Origin of the sequence: Agarivorans aestuarii, assembly GCF_019670125.1 — a bacterium.
Taxonomy (GTDB): Bacteria; Pseudomonadota; Gammaproteobacteria; order Enterobacterales; family Celerinatantimonadaceae; genus Agarivorans; species Agarivorans aestuarii.
Map to the genome: position 1 here is coordinate 1,391,963 of NZ_AP023033.1, position 20,752 is coordinate 1,412,714.

Annotated in this window: 18 protein-coding genes and 7 tRNA genes; 14 read left to right on the forward strand and 11 right to left on the reverse strand. The window is 43.8% G+C overall.

Annotated elements, in window-relative coordinates:
* Positions 1-3: 3 nt before the first annotated feature.
* The 3 genes from K5609_RS06470 (at position 4) to K5609_RS06480 (ending at position 2,826) form a co-directional block, all read left to right on the forward strand.
* Entirely contained in the window at positions 4-1,089 is a 1,086-nt protein-coding gene (locus tag K5609_RS06470; protein ID WP_221076463.1) for an alginate O-acetyltransferase AlgX-related protein, read from the forward strand.
* A 725-nt stretch (positions 1,090-1,814) separates the two neighbouring features.
* The gene (locus K5609_RS06475) at positions 1,815-2,378 is read left to right on the forward strand and encodes a c-type cytochrome (RefSeq protein WP_221076464.1); all 564 of its coding nucleotides are present in this window, start codon (positions 1,815-1,817) and stop codon (positions 2,376-2,378) included.
* 7 nt (positions 2,379-2,385) lie between these two features.
* Complete coding sequence (locus K5609_RS06480) at positions 2,386-2,826, forward strand: DUF411 domain-containing protein (protein WP_246611950.1); 441 nt, start codon at positions 2,386-2,388, stop codon at positions 2,824-2,826.
* A gap of 488 nt (positions 2,827-3,314) precedes the next feature.
* Here the strand turns inward: K5609_RS06480 and K5609_RS06485 are convergent.
* The 5 genes from K5609_RS06485 to K5609_RS06505 all read right to left on the reverse strand — a co-directional run bounded on the left by K5609_RS06485 (position 3,315) and on the right by K5609_RS06505 (position 3,988).
* Positions 3,315-3,390, reverse strand: a tRNA-Val gene (locus K5609_RS06485).
* A gap of 147 nt (positions 3,391-3,537) precedes the next feature.
* Positions 3,538-3,613: transfer RNA gene (locus K5609_RS06490), tRNA-Val, on the reverse strand.
* 49 nt (positions 3,614-3,662) lie between these two features.
* Positions 3,663-3,738: transfer RNA gene (locus K5609_RS06495), tRNA-Val, on the reverse strand.
* Between the two features lie 49 nt (positions 3,739-3,787).
* Positions 3,788-3,863 (reverse strand) — tRNA-Val (locus K5609_RS06500).
* A gap of 49 nt (positions 3,864-3,912) precedes the next feature.
* Positions 3,913-3,988: transfer RNA gene (locus K5609_RS06505), tRNA-Val, on the reverse strand.
* Between the two features lie 229 nt (positions 3,989-4,217).
* Here K5609_RS06505 and gltX point away from each other — a divergent pair.
* From gltX to K5609_RS06545, 8 genes are all read left to right on the forward strand, one after another.
* Positions 4,218-5,705: a glutamate--tRNA ligase gene (gene gltX, locus K5609_RS06510; protein ID WP_221076465.1), complete on the forward strand. Its 1,488-nt coding sequence runs from the start codon at positions 4,218-4,220 to the stop codon at positions 5,703-5,705.
* Positions 5,706-6,319: 614 nt separating this feature from the next.
* Positions 6,320-6,631: an STAS domain-containing protein gene (locus K5609_RS06515; RefSeq protein ID WP_221076466.1), complete on the forward strand. Its 312-nt coding sequence runs from the start codon at positions 6,320-6,322 to the stop codon at positions 6,629-6,631.
* On the forward strand, positions 6,631-8,328 hold the full coding sequence (locus K5609_RS06520; protein WP_221076467.1) for a fused response regulator/phosphatase: 1,698 nt from the start codon (positions 6,631-6,633) through the stop codon (positions 8,326-8,328). The genes K5609_RS06515 and K5609_RS06520 overlap by 1 nt, the downstream gene beginning before the upstream one ends.
* Positions 8,329-8,471: 143 nt before the next feature.
* Positions 8,472-8,547 (forward strand) — tRNA-Ala (locus K5609_RS06525).
* Between the two features lie 21 nt (positions 8,548-8,568).
* Positions 8,569-8,644: transfer RNA gene (locus tag K5609_RS06530), tRNA-Ala, on the forward strand.
* Between the two features lie 130 nt (positions 8,645-8,774).
* Positions 8,775-9,176: a hypothetical protein gene (locus K5609_RS06535; protein WP_221076468.1), complete on the forward strand. Its 402-nt coding sequence runs from the start codon at positions 8,775-8,777 to the stop codon at positions 9,174-9,176.
* A gap of 134 nt (positions 9,177-9,310) precedes the next feature.
* Positions 9,311-10,003: an iron-sulfur cluster assembly scaffold protein gene (locus K5609_RS06540; protein WP_221076469.1), complete on the forward strand. Its 693-nt coding sequence runs from the start codon at positions 9,311-9,313 to the stop codon at positions 10,001-10,003.
* Positions 10,004-10,014: 11 nt separating this feature from the next.
* Positions 10,015-11,010, forward strand: coding sequence for a GGGtGRT protein (locus tag K5609_RS06545; RefSeq protein WP_220720741.1), 996 nt, complete (start codon positions 10,015-10,017; stop codon positions 11,008-11,010).
* 640 nt (positions 11,011-11,650) lie between these two features.
* Here the strand turns inward: K5609_RS06545 and K5609_RS06550 are convergent.
* Complete coding sequence (locus tag K5609_RS06550) at positions 11,651-12,535, reverse strand: LysR family transcriptional regulator (RefSeq protein ID WP_221076470.1); 885 nt, start codon at positions 12,533-12,535, stop codon at positions 11,651-11,653.
* A 98-nt stretch (positions 12,536-12,633) separates the two neighbouring features.
* Here K5609_RS06550 and K5609_RS06555 point away from each other — a divergent pair, with 98 nt between their 5' ends.
* Positions 12,634-13,137, forward strand: coding sequence for a nuclear transport factor 2 family protein (locus tag K5609_RS06555; RefSeq protein ID WP_221076471.1), 504 nt, complete (start codon positions 12,634-12,636; stop codon positions 13,135-13,137).
* Between the two features lie 78 nt (positions 13,138-13,215).
* Here K5609_RS06555 and K5609_RS06560 read toward each other — a convergent pair whose 3' ends face one another.
* Together K5609_RS06560 and K5609_RS06565 are read right to left on the reverse strand one after the other, a co-directional pair.
* Entirely contained in the window at positions 13,216-13,707 is a 492-nt protein-coding gene (locus tag K5609_RS06560) for a VOC family protein (protein ID WP_221076472.1), read from the reverse strand.
* A gap of 188 nt (positions 13,708-13,895) precedes the next feature.
* Positions 13,896-14,618: a sulfite exporter TauE/SafE family protein gene (locus K5609_RS06565; RefSeq protein ID WP_221076473.1), complete on the reverse strand. Its 723-nt coding sequence runs from the start codon at positions 14,616-14,618 to the stop codon at positions 13,896-13,898.
* A 155-nt stretch (positions 14,619-14,773) separates the two neighbouring features.
* Between K5609_RS06565 and K5609_RS06570 the strand changes: the two genes are divergently transcribed.
* Positions 14,774-15,640 carry a LysR family transcriptional regulator gene (locus K5609_RS06570; RefSeq protein WP_221076474.1) on the forward strand — a complete coding sequence of 289 codons (867 nt, stop codon included), beginning with the start codon at positions 14,774-14,776 and terminating at the stop codon, positions 15,638-15,640.
* Between the two features lie 72 nt (positions 15,641-15,712).
* Here K5609_RS06570 and K5609_RS06575 read toward each other — a convergent pair whose 3' ends face one another.
* The 3 genes from K5609_RS06575 to K5609_RS06585 form a co-directional block, all read right to left on the reverse strand.
* Entirely contained in the window at positions 15,713-16,438 is a 726-nt protein-coding gene (locus tag K5609_RS06575; protein WP_221077212.1) for an amino acid ABC transporter ATP-binding protein, read from the reverse strand.
* A 19-nt stretch (positions 16,439-16,457) separates the two neighbouring features.
* Positions 16,458-17,405, reverse strand: a complete 948-nt coding sequence (locus K5609_RS06580) for an amino acid ABC transporter permease (protein WP_221076475.1) — start codon at positions 17,403-17,405, stop codon at positions 16,458-16,460.
* 100 nt (positions 17,406-17,505) lie between these two features.
* Positions 17,506-18,300 carry a transporter substrate-binding domain-containing protein gene (locus K5609_RS06585; protein WP_221076476.1) on the reverse strand — a complete coding sequence of 265 codons (795 nt, stop codon included), beginning with the start codon at positions 18,298-18,300 and terminating at the stop codon, positions 17,506-17,508.
* 440 nt (positions 18,301-18,740) lie between these two features.
* Between K5609_RS06585 and K5609_RS06590 the strand changes: the two genes are divergently transcribed.
* On the forward strand, positions 18,741-20,600 hold the full coding sequence (locus K5609_RS06590; RefSeq protein WP_221076477.1) for a TIGR00341 family protein: 1,860 nt from the start codon (positions 18,741-18,743) through the stop codon (positions 20,598-20,600).
* Positions 20,601-20,752 lie beyond the last annotated feature (152 nt).

Here is a 20,752-nt window from a genome sequence, read left to right on the forward strand (position 1 = left end):
GATATGAATGAATTAAAAAGATTTAAATTGACTTTAAGTTTTTTTCTATTTTTGTTGTTAATTCCTCCTTTGATGGGTATAGTTTGGTTTTATTATGTGGAAGGGTTTACATCTTACGAATCACTTAAAAAAGCGACGCGAAATCGAGTTAATGCATTTGGGTTTGCTTGGCTAAAACCTAGTATAAACCGTTTTTTTTACAGGTATCATATTAGTGCTGATCCAGACTCTGTGATCATGGGAACAGAGTCCCCTTGGATGTATTTAGGCGATAATACCAATCAAGTTTATAGCGCAACAGTAAATGGATCTTTTCTTCCGGAGAATGATGTTGCAAGTTGGTCTGCAAGCGTAAAATCAATACAAACACTGGTAGAGAGCTACAACAGCCAGTTTCTCCTTATTCTAGTACCTAATAAACATACTATCTATTCTGAGTACCTAGGGAATTACGTTAAAGGTAATTATGCGACGCAACAGCTCATCGAAGCAGCGATAGATTCTGATGTCCATCTTTTAGATTTACGCCAGTTGATGAAGGATGAAAAAAGTACTGAGTATTGGCTTTATCAAAAAACTGATAGTCACTGGACAAATTATGGTGCTTGGATCGCTTTTAAACACTCCATGGATGAAATGAAGGAAAATGTAAGTAGCTCAGGCGATTGGGTAAACCAGTCAGTTAACGGAGGGGATCTTAGTAAACTATTAGGCCTTGAGCCTTCGTTAATTAAAGATGAAAACTATAACAACGTGGAGATGGACGACCTAGATGCCGTGTGCATAGAGTTGAACTGGGAGTCTTTATCAGAAAGCCGCTGTGAGGAGGGAGAAAAGGTTTTGAGCATTCATCACCATAATTATAAATACACTACCGAAATCGCTCATGCCAAAAGTGCAATCGTATTAGCTGATTCGTTCTTTGAAAGGCAGCAAAATTTATGGGCTCATCATTTTAGTCCATTATATGTTGGCCATTACCATAATAGTGACTTATCTAGATTAGAGAATGAGCTTGAGAGGCTGTCCCCAGACTGGGTGGTTCTTCAAGTTATTGAAAGACAGCTGTTCGATTTAACTAAGTTTTGAGTAGCTTATTTGACGTTGAATTATGTATATTTATAGTTTTTTTAGAAAGCATTTTACTGAAATTGATGTCTAAAAACTACCGTGAGTCTAATTGCACAAAGATAACAACATGCTGGCTTGCAATGGTGTAATGGTGACGCTAGAGTAGCTTTAGAATTTGTTGAGTGGTTAAGTACCATTGAGTTATGTTCGTTTTGGAGTAGTTGTTTGCGCGGTGTTCGCGTTTGTTCTTAGTAGCGTTAGTGCTAGCGCTAGCGCTAGCTTGCTTGTTAGCCCACAAGTAATCGACTCAACTGATCACCAAGTTATGCAAGACTGCCATGTTTATGCTGGCTATTCCCCTGCAAACAAGAGTACTGAGTACAAGCCTATTCAAGCCGCTTCTGGTGGAGCGAGTTGCTGTACAGCTAGTTGTATGGCGCCGCCATTGACGAATACTCTCAATTTGGAACTCGCAGAACTATCTGGCATTGTTTTACCTTTCTCTTCTATGCGCAGCAATGCGCCATATAACACTTCAGACCTTCTTTACCGCCCTCCTATTTTTTAGACCCTCATGTTTAACAACTGGTCAAGAATAATAGTATTGAATAAACCAGCTTGTATTTCAGGTGTGTTTTTACATGGCTACTATCTTGAACCCTAGTTATTAAGGCACTACCTCTTTTCTGTTTGGTAGCGAGAAAAATTAGGTCTTAGTGTGCTAAGGCAAAAGTGGAACAATAATGAACATGTCGTTTTATAAATTAGTGGCAGCGATGCTGCTTACTGCTTATGCAAATGTGGTTTATGCGGAGCCGAATGAAAATGCACTTGGTGAAAATCTGTATTTAACTATTGGCGGTTATGGATGCGCAGCTTGCCATGGAAAATACGCGAATGGGGCGGGGAATGTGGGAGGTGACATTCGTGGTGCCAGCTTAGAGCAGCTTAATCACGCCTTAGAAAATGAACCAACTATGCTGTTGCTAAGCGACGCATTAGCGCCAGAGCAACGAGGGTTGATTGTGCAATACCTAGCCAGCTTAGGTGAAATGCCGCTGGTGGAGTGGAGCATCGGTGAAGATACCGACATTGAAGCTCAGCAGCTTATACCCAACCAGTTGAGCCAGTTGGTTGTTAAAAATGACACCTTAGTTTCTATAGCGGTGGATCTTAGTCCCTTGGCAATAAATCAAACATTACATATAGAGCCTTTAGATACCCAAGCGGTGCAGTTTGTTGCGCCAGCTTTTTCGGTAAGCCTACAAGTTAATGGGCAGGCTCTACAATTACTAGTGAATGAATAAGAGAATAATGATGAAAATACTAAACAAAATACTACTAAGCCTGTTGGTTTGCTTCAGCAGTTCGGTATTGGCTAAAACTAGCATTGAGCTATATAAGTCACCCACTTGTGGTTGTTGTACCGAATGGGCCAAAATTATGGAGCAAAAAGGGTATCAGGTGAATGTGCATCACAAACAACAGTGGAATGTACTAAAACAAAGTTATGACATGCCCCCTCAGCTGCAGTCTTGCCATAGTGCAGTGATTGATGGCTACTTAATCGAAGGGCATGTACCGGAAAGTGACATTGCTCGCTTGTTAAAAGAACGCCCCAAAAACATTAAAGGCTTGGCTGCGCCTGGAATGCCACAGCACTCGCCGGGGATGGCTAAAGAAGGAGCTGCTTATAAAGACTTTAAAGTTATCGCTTTTTCAGAGGACGGCTTAAGTATTTATAAGCAATATTAAGGTTTTGTAGGTGATCTAAACTTAGGCCAGCTCTTTGCTGGCCTTTTCATTGTTAGTTGTCCCGTCCGGAAATAGGTTGACATAAAGAGGAGGGCGTTGCTCTCCTGTTCTTTGTGACTAAGCGATACGTTCGAATTTTTTATTTGGAAGAAAGCAAAAAAGCCTGCAAATAATGCAGGCCTTTCTAATATGGTGGTCGCTACTGGGCTTGAACCAGTGACCCTCGCCTAGCAAAGAGGAGGGCGTTGTTCTCCTGCTCTTTATGGCTAAGCGATAGGTTTGAGCTTTCTGATTGGCGGAAAGCAAAAAGGCCAGCAAATGATGCAGGCCTTTTAAATATGGTGGTCGCTACTGGGCTTGAACCAGTGACCCTCGCCTAGCAAAGAGGAGGGCGTTGTTCTCCCGCTCTTTATGGCTAAGCGATAGGTTTGAGCTTTCTGATTGGCGGAAAGCAAAAAGGCCTGCAAATGATGCAGGCCTTTTTAATATGGTGGTCGCTACTGGGCTTGAACCAGTGACCCTCGCCTTGTAAGGGCGATGCTCTCCCAACTGAGCTAAGCGACCGAATTTTGTCTTACTAGTAAACCGTTCAAAGAACCATTTACTTTAAATATGGTGGTCGCTACTGGCTTAAACCTGCGATTCTCACCATGTAGAGAGTAGGGCGATGCCCTTACCAACCGCTAACACTAATTGTTTAGTGTTTAAATATGGTGGTCGCTACTGGGCTTGAACCAGTGACCCTCGCCTTGTAAGGGCGATGCTCTCCCAACTGAGCTAAGCGACCGAATTTTGTCTTACCAGTAAACCGTTCAAAGAACCATTTACTTTAAATATGGTGGTCGCTACTGGGCTTGAACCAGTGACCCTCGCCTTGTAAGGGCGATGCTCTCCCAACTGAGCTAAGCGACCGAATTTTGTCTTACCAGTAAACCGTTCAAAGAACCATTTACTTTAAATATGGTGGTCGCTACTGGGCTTGAACCAGTGACCCTCGCCTTGTAAGGGCGATGCTCTCCCAACTGAGCTAAGCGACCGAATTTTGTGTTACTAGTAAACCGTTCAAAGAACCATTTACTCTAAATATGGTGGTCGCTACTGGGCTTGAACCAGTGACCCTCGCCTTGTAAGGGCGATGCTCTCCCAACTGAGCTAAGCGACCGTCTTGTGGGGGCGTATTATAGGGTGGTCTGCGTGTGTGTCAACGCAAATTTTAAGGAAACTGACTGCTTGCACAAATTCTCGTCAAAATGCTTATTTAGGCTGCTGTGTTGGCCAAAATGTTAGCGAATTAAGCGTGCTTTGAGTGTGGCTCTTAGCTAGCGAATTTTGTTGGGTGTGGTAAAATCCGCGCCATTCAACTCGGTCAACTATTTAACTAGAGAATAAACATGACAGTTCGTACTCGCGTAGCACCTTCACCAACGGGTGACCCACATGTAGGTACCGCCTATATCGCATTATTTAACTACTGTTTTGCCAAGCAACATGGTGGCGAATTTATTCTACGTATTGAAGATACCGACCAAGCACGTAGTTCGCGTGAATCTGAACAAGCCATCTACGACAGCCTAAGCTGGATAGGTTTGAACTGGGATGAAGGCCCAGATTGTGGCGGAGCCGCTGGCCCATACCGCCAGAGCGAGCGTAGTGACATATACAAGAAATACGCTCAACAGCTTATTGATGAAGGTAAAGCGTTCTACTGTTTTGCTACGTCAGAAGAGCTTGATGAAATGCGTAAGCAGCAAATGGCAGAAGGCCTACAGCCTAAGTACGATGGCCGAGGCTTAAAACTTAGCGCTGAAGAAATTGCTGCTAACCTAGCAGAAGGCAAACCTTACGTAGTGCGTATGAAAATACCTGAGTCTGGTAGCTTTAGCTTTAGCGACTATTTACGTGGTGAAGTTGAGATCCCTTGGGAACAGGTAGATATGCAAGTGCTACTTAAAGCCGATGGTTTACCAACTTACTTCTTGGCTAATGTTGTAGACGACCACCTAATGGGCATTACCCACGTATTCCGTGGAGAAGAATGGTTAAACTCTGCGCCAAAACTGCTGAAGTTATATCAAGATTTGGGTTGGGAAGCGCCAGTGCTTGGCCACATGCCATTGTTGCGTAACCCGGATAAGAGCAAGCTAAGTAAGCGTAAAAACCCAACCAGCGTAAATTACTATCGTAAGATGGGCTTCTTGCCGGAAGCAATGCTTAACTATTTAGGCCGCATGGGTTGGTCTATGCCTGATGAGCGTGAAAAATTCACCTTGGCAGAAATGATTGAGCACTTCGATATGAAGCGTGTATCGCTTGGCGGCCCAGTATTTGATGTAGATAAACTCAAGTGGTTAAACGGTTTGTGGATCCGTGAAGACCTAAGCGATGAGCAGTTAGCTCAACGTTTAGTTGAGTGGGCTTACAACCAAGAAACCTTGATGAGCATTATTCCGCAAGCAAAAGCGCGTTTAGATGTATTAAGTGACTTAGCACCGCTTGCTGGGCACTTTGTATCGGGCATTCCAGAATATGCGCCAGAGCTGCTTACTGCAGGTAAACTTGAAGAAGAGCAAGTTCGTAGTTTGTTGCAGATGTTTATTTGGCAACTAGAAGAGCAGCGCCAATGGGACAAAGACACGGTATTTGAGGTAGCTAAGCAACTATCTGCTCATCTAGATGTTAAAATCCGTGATTTCTTAGAGCCTATTTTTGTGGCTATTACTGGCAAAACCAGTTCTACCTCGGTAGTTGATGCTATGGCTATTCTTGGTTCAGACATGAGCCGAGCACGTTTACGCTTTGCACTAAGCCATATTGGCGTAAGTAAGAAGCAAGCTAAGTCGTTAGATAAAGCATATCGCGCATACAAAGCTAGCTGGTAAACCGCCGTTAATACTTAAAAAGCCAACGCTAAGCGTTGGCTTTTTTTATTTCTTAGCGTAAATAGTTTGTTTATACCAATAACATGCTGCCACAAGCTGCAAGCAGTAAACCTAGTGCCAGCAAGAACTGCAATTGAAGTCTAATACTCATCGTGTTCCTATATTATGCATCAGTAGATAACCCATCTTGCATCAAGCACTGTAGCGATTACCTTGAATTGCTTCACAGTTTGTTTTTTAACCAGGACTTATACATTAAAAACCTTCTTTAGATCTCATTTATATTGCGTTTTAATGCCAATCTTGTAACCAAATTGACACAATGGCATAACATGCTGAAAGCCTAGAATATGGTCAAACTTGCTAAGCCCATTAGTAACATGCTTATTCACAAGTGACTTATTTATAAATAAAGTCTTGAGCATCTAGTATTTGGCTTTTTTTTTGCTATTGTTGTGGTTGCACAAAGCTTGATTGTGGATATTAAGCAATAAGTTATGACCGGGTGAACATGAATAAGTTTGAAGCAAGGAAAGCTTTAGCACTTGGTTAAGTGAAATCAACTAAATTTGGTTTTTAGCATAAACCAATAGTGATCGTTACAAGGAGATTCGATGTCTATTAGTAGTCAGTTAGATCAAGATTCAGGTCAGCTTGTTATTAGTGTGGCCGGTAGGTTTGATTATTCTTTGCACCGTGACTTCAGAGCTTGTTACGAGCACGTATCGGTAGAGGGAATTCAGCTTATTCTTGACTTAAGCAGTGCTGATTATATGGATAGTTCTGCATTAGGTATGATGTTATTGCTCAAAGAACATGCTGAGAAAAGCCAAGCTGAAGCCCTTACTATTCGTAAACCCTCACCGGCAATTTTAAAGATTTTAGAAATAGCCAACTTCGATAAACTACTTAAAATCGAAAATTAGTGTTTGAAGTTGATACGCTAAGTTTTCTTAACAAGGCGGTTAAAGGCACAGCCCTAGTGGTTGACGATACCCGCATAAACCGTTTGTTGTTGGGAAAAATACTCAGTGATATTGGCTATCAGGTGGTATTTGCTGAACATGGCCGAGAAGCGGTAGAGCTGTTTCAGCAGCAAGATATCGATATTGTGTTCATGGATGTATTGATGCCAGTAATGGATGGTTATCAAGCAACCGCCGAAATTAAACGTTTAAGTACTCAAAAATTTACCCCAGTTTTATTTGTTACCGCACAAAATGAAGTGGATGCATTGGTTAAGTGCATTGCCTGCGGTGGTGATGACATTCTATTTAAGCCTGTTCATCAAGCGGTACTCAAAGCCAAAGCGCTTGGCTTTGAACGTACTAGAGCTATTTACAATGAAATAAGCCGACTGCATAACCAGCTTCGAGAGGAAGAAGAGCTAGCCGAGCGGGTATTTAGTAGCGCGGTGGCTAACTCACATTGTGCCGACCAAGAGCTGCTTGTATCGCTAGATAGCGCGTCTACCTTTTCCGGAGATGTTGTTTTTGCAGAGTATCGCCCAAATGGCGATATTCATGTTTTGCTGGGTGACTTTACCGGGCATGGTTTGCGAGCAGCAATAGGTGCAATGCCCGTTGCCGATATTTTTAGAGGCATGACTCGCAAAGGTTATACTGGTGAAGCCATTCTTCGGCAAATTAACCGTCGCCTGCATCGCTTATTACCCACTGGTATGTTTATGGCCGGTATATTTGTAGAGCTTTCGCTTCAGCAAAAATCTTTAACGGTTTGGAATGGCGGCATGCCTGAGCTACTTGTTTACAATACTCAACAACAAAGTATTCGTGAACGCCTAAGATCTGAATCAATTCCACTAGGTATTCAAAACGAAGTAGAACTCAACCTCAAAACGCTACCTTGGTTACCCTATGACCACGTGGTGTTATTAAGTGACGGCGTGACCGAAGCGCTTAGTGTTAGCGGCGAGATGTTTGGCGAACAGCGTTTAATAAATGCAATTGCTGATAAGGCGAGCCATCCCTCTTTTATTGCCAGCATTCAACATGCGCTAGAAGGGTTTTGTGAAGGTGCTGAGCAACTCGATGATATCAGCATGGTAGAAGTACCCGACTTATTAAATAGGCCTAACCAACAGGCAGACGATACTTATAACGCTGGTCCGCTGGCTGCAGGGCAATGGAGTTGGCAACTAGAGTTAGACGCTACCAGTCTTAAAAAATTTACGCCTATCCCCCTGTTAATGACCACCTTGCAAGAGCTGTCGGTACACCAAACCGACCGCAATATCTTATTTACTGTAGTCAGTGAATTGTTTAACAACGCCTTTGAACATGGCGTATTAGGGCTAGATTCGGCGATAAAAACTTCTGCTAGTGGTTTTGAGGAGTATTATCGCCAGCGTAAACGCAGAGCCAAAAAACTTACCGAAGGCTCGGTAAGCATTGCGATTGAGTTTGATGGAAAGCAGACTCGACAATTCACTATTCAAGTTGCTGACAGCGGCAATGGGTTTGAAGCCTCACAAGTTGCTGAAAAAAGTGCTGAACAGCAATACTCGGGTAGAGGCTTGCGTTTGGTAGAGTCTCTTTGTGAAAGCATGACGTTTAATCCGCAAGGCAACTGCGTTGCTGCGGTTTACCGCTGCCAACATTAAACAAAATTCTATAAATGGTCTTGAATTGTTGGCTAATTGAGCAAGTGGCTCGTTTCTTAGTAAAAACGGTTGACACTCTAGTTCCCGCTGCTTAGAATTCTGCTCGCTTTCGGCAGATATTTTATTGAAAGTAGTGTGACTTTGGGGCTATAGCTCAGCTGGGAGAGCGCTTGCATGGCATGCAAGAGGTCCGCGGTTCGATCCCGCGTAGCTCCACCAATTCACACCCTACCGTATATCGGGGCTATAGCTCAGCTGGGAGAGCGCTTGCATGGCATGCAAGAGGTCCGCGGTTCGATCCCGCGTAGCTCCACCAATTTTCTCCTCTACTTGTATTCTGTATTGAACAACTAACACTTAGTTGTGATTTTCTGTTTCTGTCTATTGTGGATTTAAGGCCGTACTTACTACACTCAAAGTCTGAAGTATAATAATGAGTACCGCTTATGTTTATCCGCAATCTTGGTTTAGAATGCTTATTGGCTGCTAGTTTAACTACTTTTACTTCTGCCTCTTTCGCCGAACCACTACCTACTCTAGACCAAGCTGCACAAGCTTTAGCAGCAAGTTATAACCAACAGCAACGCCAGTTCATGCTTGAGTCGGTTAATGCTACCGCCAGCGCTCAAGGAGACTTGGTTCACTACCACCTTACCTTAGCTGAGCAAGGCTCTAGTGCTAAAGACATCGAACTGCTCGCCCAACAAGTAAGGGCCGATATCTGCAAAGTCGACCAGCAGTCTTTGTATCGTGGGGTAAGAGTTAAACTGGTGATAAACAGCAGTAGTGGAGATTCGCTGTATCAAGCCATTCAAAGTGACAACGACTGCTCTCGTTTGCCCTATTAATACTGTCCCTTAGAGATTACTAAAGAACATCATCGCTAAAGCGCTTAATTCTTCTTAACTGAGGAATTGACCGCTTACTTGTTTACTTATCGTCTATCCTCTTGATAAGACGTGTGAATTGAGGAGTGTTAAGTATGTCTTTTACCAATACCATCGAGTCAATGTGTCCGATTGCTCGCGGGCCCGACCATCGAAACTCACCGATCCCAATGGAAGGAAAGTGGGTTAATGCCATTGAAGTTACCGATATCTCGGGTTTATCAAATGGGGTGGGCACTTGTGCACCTCATCAGGGGGCGACCAAGGTTTCGATAAATGTTAAAAACGGCATCATTGAAGAATGCTTAATCGAGACCGTGGGCTGCTCCGGCATGACCCATTCAGCGGCAATGGCATCAGAGATCTTGACCGGGAAAACCTTGTTGGAGGCCCTGAATACCGATTTGGTCTGTGATGCAATTAATGTTGCTATGCGCTCAATTTTTGAAAACCTTGCTTATGGACGCAGTCAAACCGCTTTTTCTGAAGGGGGCCTGCCTGTTGGAGCCGGCTTAGATGATTTAGGTAAGGGTTTACGTTCGCAAGTAGGCACTGCCTATGGCACCAAAGCTAAGGGGGCGCGTTACTTAGAGCTTGCCGAAGGCTACGTTACCCGTATGGCCTTAGACGAAGACAATGAAATTATTGGCTACGAGATAGTACAAATGGGCAAGATGATGAGTGCAATTGCCGATGGGGTAGACGCCAATCAAGCTTTAAATGACAGCAAATCTCATTATGGGCGCTTCGAAGATGGCGTTCAATATGTTGATCCGCGAAAGGTATAGGGAGCAGTATCATGGCAGAATTTGAAGGAAAAGAGCGCCGAATTGAGCGGATTGAGCAAACCTTAGCCCAGTATCAAATTGAATCGTTGGAAGCGGCTCGAGAGCTGTGTCAGTCTCGCGGGTTTGACCCACATGACATTACCTTAACCACTCAACCGATTGCTTTCGAAAATGCCGCTTGGGCTTATGTACTGGGCGGAGCCATTGCAATTAAAAAGCAAGATAAAACCGCTGAGCAAGCTGCTCTCTCGATAGGTGAGGCCTTACAAAGTTTTTGTGTACCTGGCTCGGTAGCCGACCAACGTAAGGTGGGCTTAGGGCATGGCCAACTTGCTTCTCGCTTGCTTTCTACTCAGTCAGACTGTTTTTGCTTTTTGGCAGGCCATGAGTCTTATGCCGCTGCAGAAGGGGCGATTAAAATCTCTGAATATGCCAACCAAGTAAGAAGTAAACCGCTGCGCCTTATTCTTAACGGCCTTGGTAAAGACGCCGCCTATATGATTGCGCGCATGAATGGTTTTACCTACGTGCAAACGCAGTTTGATTATCAAACCGGCGAGCTCAATATCACTCGTGAAAAAGTGTTTGGTAAAGGACACCGAGCCTCTATTCGCTGTTATGGAACCGACGACGTGGTTGAAGGTGTGGCAGTAATGCATCACGAAGGCGTGGATATATCTATTACTGGTAACTCTACCAACGCTGCGCGTTTTCAGCATCCGGTTGCGGGCACCTACAAAAAAGAGCGCTTGTTACTGGGCAAAGAATACTTCTCGGTAGCCTCTGGCGGTGGTACTGGGCGAACCATGCACCCAGATAATGTTGGTGCAGGGCCAGCTTCCTATGGTTTAACCGATACCATGGGTAGAATGCACTGCGATGCCCAATTTGCAGGATCTTCTTCAGTACCAGCGCATGTAGAGATGATGGGCTTAGTCGGCATGGGCAACAACCCTATGGTGGGTGCCAGTGTTGCGGTGAGTGTGGCGGTAGAGCAGTCGCAATAAAAGGCAGGTTCCGCAAAAATTATATTAAAGCCACCTATTTGGGCGGCTTTTTGTTGTTTAGCAACTCAGCTTACAGTTAAGGGTTTTAATTGAAGGCGAGGTGAAGGCTGGTGTTGTAACAAGCTTTGCGCCATTATGGGTTGACATGATTCAAATTGAAGTCAGTTGTCATTCAAGGTTCTGAGTCTTTATAGAATGGGTTTTACTCAAAAGATAAAGCGCATTACCGCTATAGTAAGTTTATGTACTGTAGCTATCGTTTTGCAGTTTAGCGCATTCTTTACTCCAGAGAGAATCATTGGTTTCCCGTTTAATTTTCTTTCTTATAGTGGAAAGTCAGACACTTATACCTTTTTGGGGTCAAGGTTTTCTTACTCGTTTATTTTTTGGGCTTTCATTATTTTTATCTTCATTACAGTTATTCAACAGTTGCTTTCTGACCACGATGCATAACCCTCTAATGATTAAGATCGTGTGAACTGATGACAACAGCGGAAATTATTCCAATTCTTTGATTAAGCTAGGGGGATAGCTCGGAATTGTCCAAAAATGCTTTAGTATCAACATTTACTTAGCTGAATTTGCTCGAACCCTGACAATCAGAGCCAGTGATTTAGCTGCAGCATTTAACCATTAGCAATTAGATTGCTAAAGTGCGCCAAACGTTTTGGTCTGACTTTAGTTCTGTTTCCATAAATTCGAAGAAGGCTTTTACTTTTGCGGAATTTTCCAAATCAATGTGGGTCATCATCCATAATTCTGTTTGATCGTGCTCCACTTTCAAGTCTACTCTTTGCAGTTTCTCTGAAGACTCACCAACAAAACAAGGCAGGTAGGCTAAGCCAATATGCTGCTCGGCGGCCATAAGAAGCGGCTCGAATGAATCTGCTTTAAGCACCACTTGCTCCTCAGGAATGAATGTTGAAATTAAGTGCGAGGCACTGCCTTGGCTCATCTCTAACCAATGCGCAGATCGTAAAGGGTGTTTCCCCTTCAAGCTGGATATGTATTTTGGCGTTCCATAAACGCCAAAAGCCATTTCACACAACTTAATGCCTTTAAGATTTTCTGGCAGAGATTGAGTTGGGCGAATCGCTACATCAGCCTCTAAGTTGGAAAGCTCCAAACGACGAGGTGTTACATTAAGTTCTAACTGGATCCGCGGGTAAAGCCGATGAAATACAGCCAAGTGCTTGGCCAGAACAAAGCGCAATAGCGAGTCGGTAGTTGTTAAGCGTAGCGTCCCTTCCAGCTTCATTTCTTGGCCGAACATTCTTCGCTCTAAGCTTTTAACGGTTGATTCGATAGATAATGCAGAGTCAAGTAACTGGCGACCTTCCACTGTTAATTTATAGCCTGTTGGCAGCTTATGAAAAACCTGCAGCTTATGACGATATTCAAAGGCATTTAGTCGGCGTAATACTGTGCTGTGATTTACACCTAGTGACCTTGCTGCGGCAGATAACGAGCCTTCATTGGCAACGGCTAATACATATTGTAAGTCGGCCCATCTAATGCTGTGCATTTTTGCATATCCAAAGTGCTTATTTGGCGAATTTACCTAAAAATTAGCACAGGTATAGTGATTGGACCAAGCAGCAAAAACTCATTCGGAGAAATACCATGATTAAGAAAAACTCAATACTAACGTTAATTGGCCTTATTGCTATGTTCCAGCTAAGCGCTGTACACGCCGATTCTGATGCGGCGAAGCTGGTTGACTCAGCCAAAACGCTAGAGACAGCTCAGGCATTTTTATGGGCGGCTGGCTCCGGTGATGCGGAGAAGCTTGATTCGCTAATGAGCGATGATTTTGTTTGGCATAACGAAGGTGATTCCAATATTCCTTGGATTGGAAACTGGCAGGGTAAAGAGACAGTGTTTAACAGCTTTCTTCCTAAATTTGGTGCGGGTTTAAAGGTAACTAGTTGGACAACCGACTATAGCTTTGCCAATGGTGAACAAGCGGTGTTTATGGGCACTATGAGTGCGATTGCCAATGAGTCGGGTATTGATACCGGTAAATTTAGTTGGGCAGTTCGTGTTCATGTGGTTAACGGCAAAGTAAAAAGTTGGAACTGGTTTGAAGATAGCTATGCCGTATCTAAGGCTTACCACGCTAAATAATCGATAGCTAGAATTAGCCCAAAAAAAAGGCTTAGCATCGCTGCTAAGCCTTTTGTGATAGTTATATTATGATATTACTTACTCGTAATCAGAGGCATACGTGTCTTCGTAAGAGTGCGAGTAGAACTCAAATAGGTTACCAAATGGGTCTTCTAGGTAAACCATTTGCGCTTGCTTAGAATCATCTTCTGGGTGATAACGGTGAATGTCCATGCGCACTTTACCGCCAAATTCTTCAACACGTTTGATTGCTGATTCAAACTGCTCTTTAGGTAGTTGTAAACAGAAATGGAAGATACCAAGGCGAGAGAAGTCTACCTCGTGACGCTCATCGCGCTCTTTCATTTCAAACAGTTCTACTCCAATACCGTCAGAAGTCACAAGGTGGGCAATATTAAAACCTTTGAAGCCTTCACCAAATACTGCGATACACATGCGACCGATTGCTGATTCGCGCTCTTCAATTACTTTAGTGTTGTCCATTACAATGCGAAGGCCTAGCGCTTTAGTGTAGAACTCTACCGCTTTGTCCATATCGCCTACCATGATACCTACGTGATTCATTTTCATAATTCTTCTCCAAACCTTAATTTGTAAACTGTTGCGTTGTTTTGTTTCGATGGAGAAAGTATATGCAGCTCGGTAAATTTTGTTAAATTATTAAAAGTTATTAATTTAATAACTATTTGTTATCACTCTTGAGGCGGAAGACAAGCTGCGTTGTAGAGTTATTGGGGGCGAATCTAGCCGTGTTTAGCTTAGTTGAATAGTAGCTTTATCGCGGCAAACAAAATTAGCACTCTAATTGCCCAGGCCATTTGTTTTAAGTTGATCTTTTTGAGTATAAGAAAACCCAAGGCGCAACCAACTAGCAGACTAGGCAGAGCACTTAAACTGGTTTTTGCTGTTTCTATGTTGAGCAAGCCAATACTGATTAGCATAGGAACCTTGGCTACGTTAACTAAGCCTGCTACCCAGGCACGGGTGCTTACATAACTGGTTTTACCTAGTTGTTGCTGCATCATGTATAAACTTATTATTGGGCCAGCAGAATTGGCGGTCATACTAATAAAGCCGGCAAATACGCCGCTGCCAGCAGCTACCGCGGGTGTTTTCATACATTGTGAGTTGCTGCGTTCCAAGTAGATACTTAAAACCAGCATACCAAGAATGATAGAGCCAATGGCTAGGGTAAATTCGCCAGGGTCCAAATAGGAGAGCAACAGTGCACCAATCCCACAGCCCAACACCATAAATACCAACAAACGCAGTAGAATTCGCCATGCTATTTTGTGGCGATATACCGCCATGGTGAGAATGTCGGTGAGTAAAAACATTGGGATGAGTATCGCCAGTGCTTGCCCATCGGGATAGGCGATGAGTAACAAGGGCAAGATAAGTGCGCCCATTCCTCCAATAGAGAATTTAGAAATTCCGGTTAATAAAGCAACCAGGTGCAAGATGATGATTGTGCTATCCACTTTACCTCTTTCAATGTAAGCCATTGAGCTTGTGAATGTGCTGCGCAGAATAGCAAATGTCATGAAAGATAAATAATCACTTATTTGGATAATCTTGATTGTATTTATCTATATAGATTAAGCTGTTTGTAAGGGTGTCAATATCGAGAGTGAACATGAATCATGAGCAGCTACGCGCCTTTGTGAGTGTTGCCAAGCTAGGGAGCTTTCGCGCAGCAGCGCAGCACTTAAACAAAACCCAACCTACCTTAAGTGCATCGGTTAAAAGCTTAGAGCAGTACTTTTCTATTACTCTGTTTAATCGCACTAGTTATCGCCCCACACTTACCGCAGAAGGAGAGCGATTTTTAGTTAAAGCCAAAAGTTTGCTTAAACAAGCGAATGAGTTGGAGCTATTAGGCCATGAGCTTGCGCAAGGCGCCGATCCGGAGCTTGCTCTCACCTTAAGCCCAATGTGCTATTTACCACCGCTAGTGAGCAAAATAGAGGCTTTTTCAAAACACTATAGTAAGTTGCAACTTAACTTAGACACTGGCCATTTATCTGGCATTCTAGAAGCTCTGTTAAAGCAACAATCCGATCTAGCCTTGGCACCCAACATAGGTTTAGATGGTCGCTTTGATTTTGTAGAAGTAGGTAAAGTTCACATGATAACTGCAGCTGCACCACACTTGTTTGAGCAGCACGAACAAGTGCTTAAACAAAGCATGTTGCGTAACAAACCACATATTTTATTGGCTGATTCTGGCTCCGAGGCACGTTCAGACAATATTAATGTGATTGCTGGTGGCCAACGCTGGTATGTAAATGACTATCATCTGAAAAAGGAATTGCTGTTAGCAGGCTTAGGTTGGGCAAGAATGCCCGAGCACATTGTGCAGCAAGAGCTAGAGCAGGGCTTATTGGTAAGCTTGAAAGTGGAGCAATTTGCTTATAGTAGCCAAGTACCCATTTATTTAATCAAGTTACGTGAGCGAGCAGATAAAGAGATTGTGCGGGCGTTTTGGCAGCAATTTAGTTGAAGGTGTTGGTGTAACGCCTGCAAACAAAAAGGGAGCTTAAGCTCCCTTTTTGTTGTGTAATTCAAAGTCTCGTTAAAGAACCATCGACAAAAACTGCTGCAGCCTTGGGTGGCTAGGATTGCCAAAGAAGGCTTCAGGAGAGGCTTCAACCAATAACTCGCCGTCTTCCATAAACAATACTCGGTCTGCCACTTCTCGGGCAAAGCCCATTTCGTGGGTCACTACCACCATGGTCATACCGTCGGCAGCTAGGCCTTTCATCACGTCTAATACTTCGCCTACCATTTCTGGATCTAGCGCTGAGGTGGGCTCATCAAACAACATGATGTTTGGCTGCATCGCTAGGGCGCGAGCAATCGCAACACGTTGCTGCTGTCCACCAGAGAGGTGAGAAGGGTAGTTGCCCATTCTATCTGCTAAACCTACTTTAAGTAGCAAGGCTTTGGCTTCATCTTCGGCTTGTTGGGCAGGGCGCTTAGCCACTTTTATTGGCGCTAGCATTACATTGCCTAAGGCTGTTTTGTGTGGGAACAAGTTGAAGTTTTGGAACACCATACCTACTTCTTCACGCAGGCTATTAATGTTGGTGCCTTTGGCGTACATATCGGTGCCATCAATATGAATGGTGCCGCTGCTTACGGTTTCTAGCTGGTTTAAGGTACGTAAAAACGTTGACTTACCCGAGCCAGATGGCCCTACAATCACCACTACTTCGCCACGGTTTACCGTTGCCGATACGTCTTTTAATGCATGACAGCCATTGGGGTAAATTTTGTTAATCTTTTTTGCAACGATCATGTCGTCGCCTTGATAATCTTTAGTCACTGGCAGCTAACCTCTTTTCTAAGCGTTGAATAGCCCAAGACAGGCTGCTGGTAAGTACTAAGTAAAGCAGGGCTACGGTAAACCACACTTCAAAGGGCGCAAAACTGCCACTTACTACTTCTCGTCCGGCTTTGGTTAAATCGGTAATCGAGATCACCGATACCAGTGAAGAATCTTTAATTAGGTTAATAAACTGGCCAGCCATTGGTGGCAAGGTACGTTTAAATGCCTGAGGCAAAATCACATTTATCATGGCTTGTGGGTAGTTCATACCCAGCGAGCGCGCGGCTTCCATTTGGCCTTTAGGAATAGATTGAATACCTGAGCGGATGATCTCCGCTACGTAGGCAGCAGTAAACACCGATAAAGCAATCACACCTGCAGTAAAGCGTTCTAAGTCGAATACGGTGCCAATGAAGAAGTACACAATAAAAATTTGTACCAGCAGTGGTGTGCCGCGAATAATCTCAATATAGGTGATCGACAGTTTACGCAGCGCTGGGTTGTCGGCGATACGCATTAAGCCAATCACTAAGCCAAGCAAAATGGCAAAAACCAATGACCATAATGAAATTTTAATCGTAACAATTAAGCCTTCGGTGAGCGGGCCAATTCGCCACTCTTCAGAGGAGGCCAGTTGGTCGCCTTCAAAAACCAAATCGCCTTCATATACCGAAATGTTTTCAAATTCAGCAAGGTTTACTAATACTTCACCTACATCGGATACCAGCTGCAGTTGCCCAGCGGCGTTACTTTCTATGCTGCCGTCTTGCGGCGCACTAACGCTGGCTGCTTCGTTATTTACGATGTAAGGAACAACACGTTGCCAGTTCCAGTTATAGTCAATTTTTTCGCCCGACAGATAAATGAGTCCGCATAGGCTAAGTAAAATGGCAACAAAAACACCATTCCACAGAATTTTGCTTGCTTGAGTTTGCATCTGAAGCTCTTTTATTAATATTTGGTTTTACTTTACTAAGCACGCTTAAGGCGCGCTTAGTAAAGAAAAGTGGCTGCTAAGGGCAGCCACTTAAGTCTTTCTATTGAACTTGTTTTAACCAAGCGTCGTCTTTAAACCACTTGTCGTAAATGCGGTCGTAGGTGCCGTCACCTTTAATTTGACGCAAGTAACCGTTCAAGAAGTTTAAGAAATCAGGATCGCCTTGGCGAACAGCCCAACCTAGTGGTTCAAAAGTGAACGGTTGATCTAGGTGAGTTAGTTGACCTTGGTTTTCTGCCGCATAAATCGCGTTAAACGGTAAGTCGTAAATGAAGGCATCGGCTTTGCCGTTAGTCACTTCTAGTACCGCTTCAGATTGGGTTTCAAATAGATTTACTTTAGCTTTAGGAATGTAGCGCTTAATTGCACCTTCACCAGTAGTACCTAATTTAGTTACCACAGTGTATTGGTCGCTGTTTAGGTCACGGTAGCTGGTTACTTTGTCTTCTAATTTAGGGCTAAGTAGGATTGATTGGCCAATGACTACGTATGGGTCTGCAAAGTTAACTTGCATATTACGTTGTGGCGTAATGGTCATGCCGCCCATAATTAGGTGACACTTACCAGTAAGTAGGGTAGGAATAATACCGTCCCAAGCGGTGTTTACTGGTACGTATTTAACGCCCATTGCACGCGCCATTTGCTTACCTAAATCAATATCAAAACCAATGAACTGGCCGTTTTTGGCCTTCATTTCAAATGGCATGTAGCCAGCATCAAAACAAGCGCGTAGCTCGCCAGATTCGGTGATTTCTTGTAGCAATGTTTGCTGAGCAAAAGCAGCACTTGATAACAGTGTTACTGCGGCAATCGCAGATTGAATGACACGTTTCATAATGGTCCTTGTTGTGTTTTTAATTCGTTATTTTTATTGAGTTCATATTCTGCACTATCCTTGCAAAACAGCGTGAACCCTTAGTGTTTCAGGGAAGTTATAGCAGAATACACTAGAAAAAAATAGCGGCGGTTTTTTGCATCTTGTTTACAAAATAAACGATGCTTTCAAGTTTAGTTAGCCGCATGGACGTCTAAATGCCCGCAAATTAAGGCTTTAGTCGTGATGCTTGTTTAACTGTTTTATTTGTTATTAATAATAAAAAAATTTTAGGCCACAAAGAAAATCTATGGTTATCAAGGCTAAATGTAGAATATTTAGGCAGTGCTAAATGAGCAGAGCGCTAAAAAATGGGTACTAACTGGTAGCGCTGTTACTTGCAGTTTTAAGCGACAGCCCCCATGCTGAGGTAAGATCTAAACTCTTGTATGGAAACAGGAATGGCCGATAGTTTTTTGTTATTTGAGCCCGACGCCAGCGACATGGTGAGTCAAAAACTCGTTCCACTGTTCGACGATGTAATATTGCCAAAAATGTGGGATGCGAACCAACCGCCCGAGTTTAAAGCCGAAAGCCTGGTTTATTGTTATCTCAGTGATGAAAGCTTAACTGCTGCCATTGCGCTTGCAGTGGAGCAGCAATGGGTTGTTGCGGTATTGCCTCACCCTAAAGCAAACCATGCCCGCCGGGCTTTTAGTTTGGCTAACTCTCCAGAGAAAGCATTGGCCGAGTTTCAGCAAGCCGAAGCCACAAAAATTGATGTACTGCGTTGTAACCAGCGAGTGGTGTTAAATCACTTAGTGGTAGGACATAGCTTTAACCTGCGACCTGGCGGGCACAATGCTTCGTGGCGACAGCGCATTGCCCAGACTTGGCAAAACATACGCAAAATTGGCGAAATTAAACCGCAAAAACTCAGCTTAACCACCAGCAGTGAAACCTGTTTAGAAACCTCTTTGGTGGGTTTAGTGATTATTGAGCATGCTCAAGGTTCTATGCTGTCGAAGCGCATTCTTGTCGATACTCACTGTAACGACGGCATGCTAGAAAGCATGTTGTTAGCGCCGCGCAGTATTATGGAAATGTTTCGCTTTTTGGTCTTGGCGATGTTTGGTCGGGTGGTGAAAAAGCCGCGTTTTCTTAGTTTAATCAAATCTAAATCGATAGAAGTTAAAGCTGAGAATGAGTTGGAGTATTGGCACGATGGGGTAATCGCTAAGGCTGACAGCTTAAGCATTGAATGCGAACACCGAGCACTGAGTATTTTGCCCTCTGCAGACATGCTCTGCCAAGACAGCGCCACTGCAGTAAAAGAGAGCCGCAAAATCGCCAACTTGCCAGAAGGTGAAGCGATAAATGCCATGGCCGCTAAGCCTTTACCGTGGATCGCCCACGCAGCCAAAGAAGAGTTTAAAGATCTGTATCAACTGCTGCGCGACAACGCCACTACCTCGCCAGCCTTTTTAACCCTAATGGTTTTGTCTACGTTATTAGCTACTATTGGCCTTTATGCCAGCTCGGCACCGGTGATAATTGGTGCGATGATCTTAGCGCCGTTAATGGCGCCGATTATTTCGCTTTCTATGGCGCTTACTCGCCAAGATCCCAGTTTAATGACCGCCAGTTTAGGTACTTTGTTTACTGGCTTGTGTGTGGCCTTGGGCTTTGCTGCAGGCGCCAGCTTTATTATTCCAATGGAAGTGATTACACCAGAAATCTCGGCGCGCCTAAGCCCCAATTTGCTTGATTTAGGGGTGGCTATTATCTCCGGCATTGCCGGTGCTTATGCCCATGCGCGAATTGATGCGGCCAAAAGCTTGGCAGGCGTTGCTATTGCTGTGGCCTTGGTGCCGCCTTTAGCGGTAACTGGCATAGGCTTAGGCTGGCTTAATGTTGGTGTAGCATCTGGCGCCTTTTTGCTGTTTTTAACTAACTTAGCCGGCATTGTATTTTCGGCCGCTTTAACGTTTTTAGCCTTAGGTTTTGCTCCGTTCACTCGCGCCAAAAAGGGACTCGGCATCGCATTAGTCGCAGTGACCCTTGTGAGCATTCCACTGGTATTTAGCTTTAACCGCCTATCAGAAGAAGCGCAAATAGTGCAGCGCCTGCAAGGTAAAACCTTTAACCAGGTATTACTGCGAACAGTTCGCGCCCAAAGCACCAAGCCGCTCACTTTACATTTGCAGTTGGTTAGTGAACATTCACTAAACGACCAACAATTAGATGGGCTTAAAGCGCGCATTGAACAAGAGCTTGGGCGTAGCTTCCAGTTAGAAGCTTCAATCATTATTCGGCGTTAATGTCTTTTGTTATTGTTCTGAACATATTCCTAAAGAGGCTATAAGCGATGCAACATATAGCCTCTTTATTACTCCTACTTATAAAGCGCCTAAAGGTTTGTTGGTCAATCTGGTTTTACTATTAATTAGGCCATTGCAATTTACCTCGAACA

What these genes read in the sequence shown, in the direction of transcription:
- K5609_RS06585 (WP_221076476.1), bottom strand. Translation starts at nt 18,300, where the DNA reads ATGAAACGTGTCATTCAATCTGCGATTGCCGCAGTAACACTGTTATCA.
- K5609_RS06560 (WP_221076472.1), bottom strand. Translation starts at nt 13,707, where the DNA reads ATGAAAATGAATCACGTAGGTATCATGGTAGGCGATATGGACAAAGCG.
- K5609_RS06540 (WP_221076469.1), top strand. Translation starts at nt 9,311, where the DNA reads ATGTCTTTTACCAATACCATCGAGTCAATGTGTCCGATTGCTCGCGGG.
- K5609_RS06475 (WP_221076464.1), top strand. Translation starts at nt 1,815, where the DNA reads ATGAACATGTCGTTTTATAAATTAGTGGCAGCGATGCTGCTTACTGCT.
- gltX (WP_221076465.1), top strand. Translation starts at nt 4,218, where the DNA reads ATGACAGTTCGTACTCGCGTAGCACCTTCACCAACGGGTGACCCACAT.
- K5609_RS06535 (WP_221076468.1), top strand. Translation starts at nt 8,775, where the DNA reads ATGTTTATCCGCAATCTTGGTTTAGAATGCTTATTGGCTGCTAGTTTA.
- K5609_RS06580 (WP_221076475.1), bottom strand. Translation starts at nt 17,405, where the DNA reads ATGCAAACTCAAGCAAGCAAAATTCTGTGGAATGGTGTTTTTGTTGCC.
- K5609_RS06570 (WP_221076474.1), top strand. Translation starts at nt 14,774, where the DNA reads ATGAATCATGAGCAGCTACGCGCCTTTGTGAGTGTTGCCAAGCTAGGG.
- K5609_RS06575 (WP_221077212.1), bottom strand. Translation starts at nt 16,438, where the DNA reads ATGATCGTTGCAAAAAAGATTAACAAAATTTACCCCAATGGCTGTCAT.
- K5609_RS06545 (WP_220720741.1), top strand. Translation starts at nt 10,015, where the DNA reads ATGGCAGAATTTGAAGGAAAAGAGCGCCGAATTGAGCGGATTGAGCAA.
- K5609_RS06550 (WP_221076470.1), bottom strand. Translation starts at nt 12,535, where the DNA reads ATGCACAGCATTAGATGGGCCGACTTACAATATGTATTAGCCGTTGCC.
- K5609_RS06515 (WP_221076466.1), top strand. Translation starts at nt 6,320, where the DNA reads ATGTCTATTAGTAGTCAGTTAGATCAAGATTCAGGTCAGCTTGTTATT.
- K5609_RS06555 (WP_221076471.1), top strand. Translation starts at nt 12,634, where the DNA reads ATGATTAAGAAAAACTCAATACTAACGTTAATTGGCCTTATTGCTATG.
- K5609_RS06470 (WP_221076463.1), top strand. Translation starts at nt 4, where the DNA reads ATGAATGAATTAAAAAGATTTAAATTGACTTTAAGTTTTTTTCTATTT.
- K5609_RS06480 (WP_246611950.1), top strand. Translation starts at nt 2,386, where the DNA reads ATGATGAAAATACTAAACAAAATACTACTAAGCCTGTTGGTTTGCTTC.
- K5609_RS06590 (WP_221076477.1), top strand. Translation starts at nt 18,741, where the DNA reads ATGGCCGATAGTTTTTTGTTATTTGAGCCCGACGCCAGCGACATGGTG.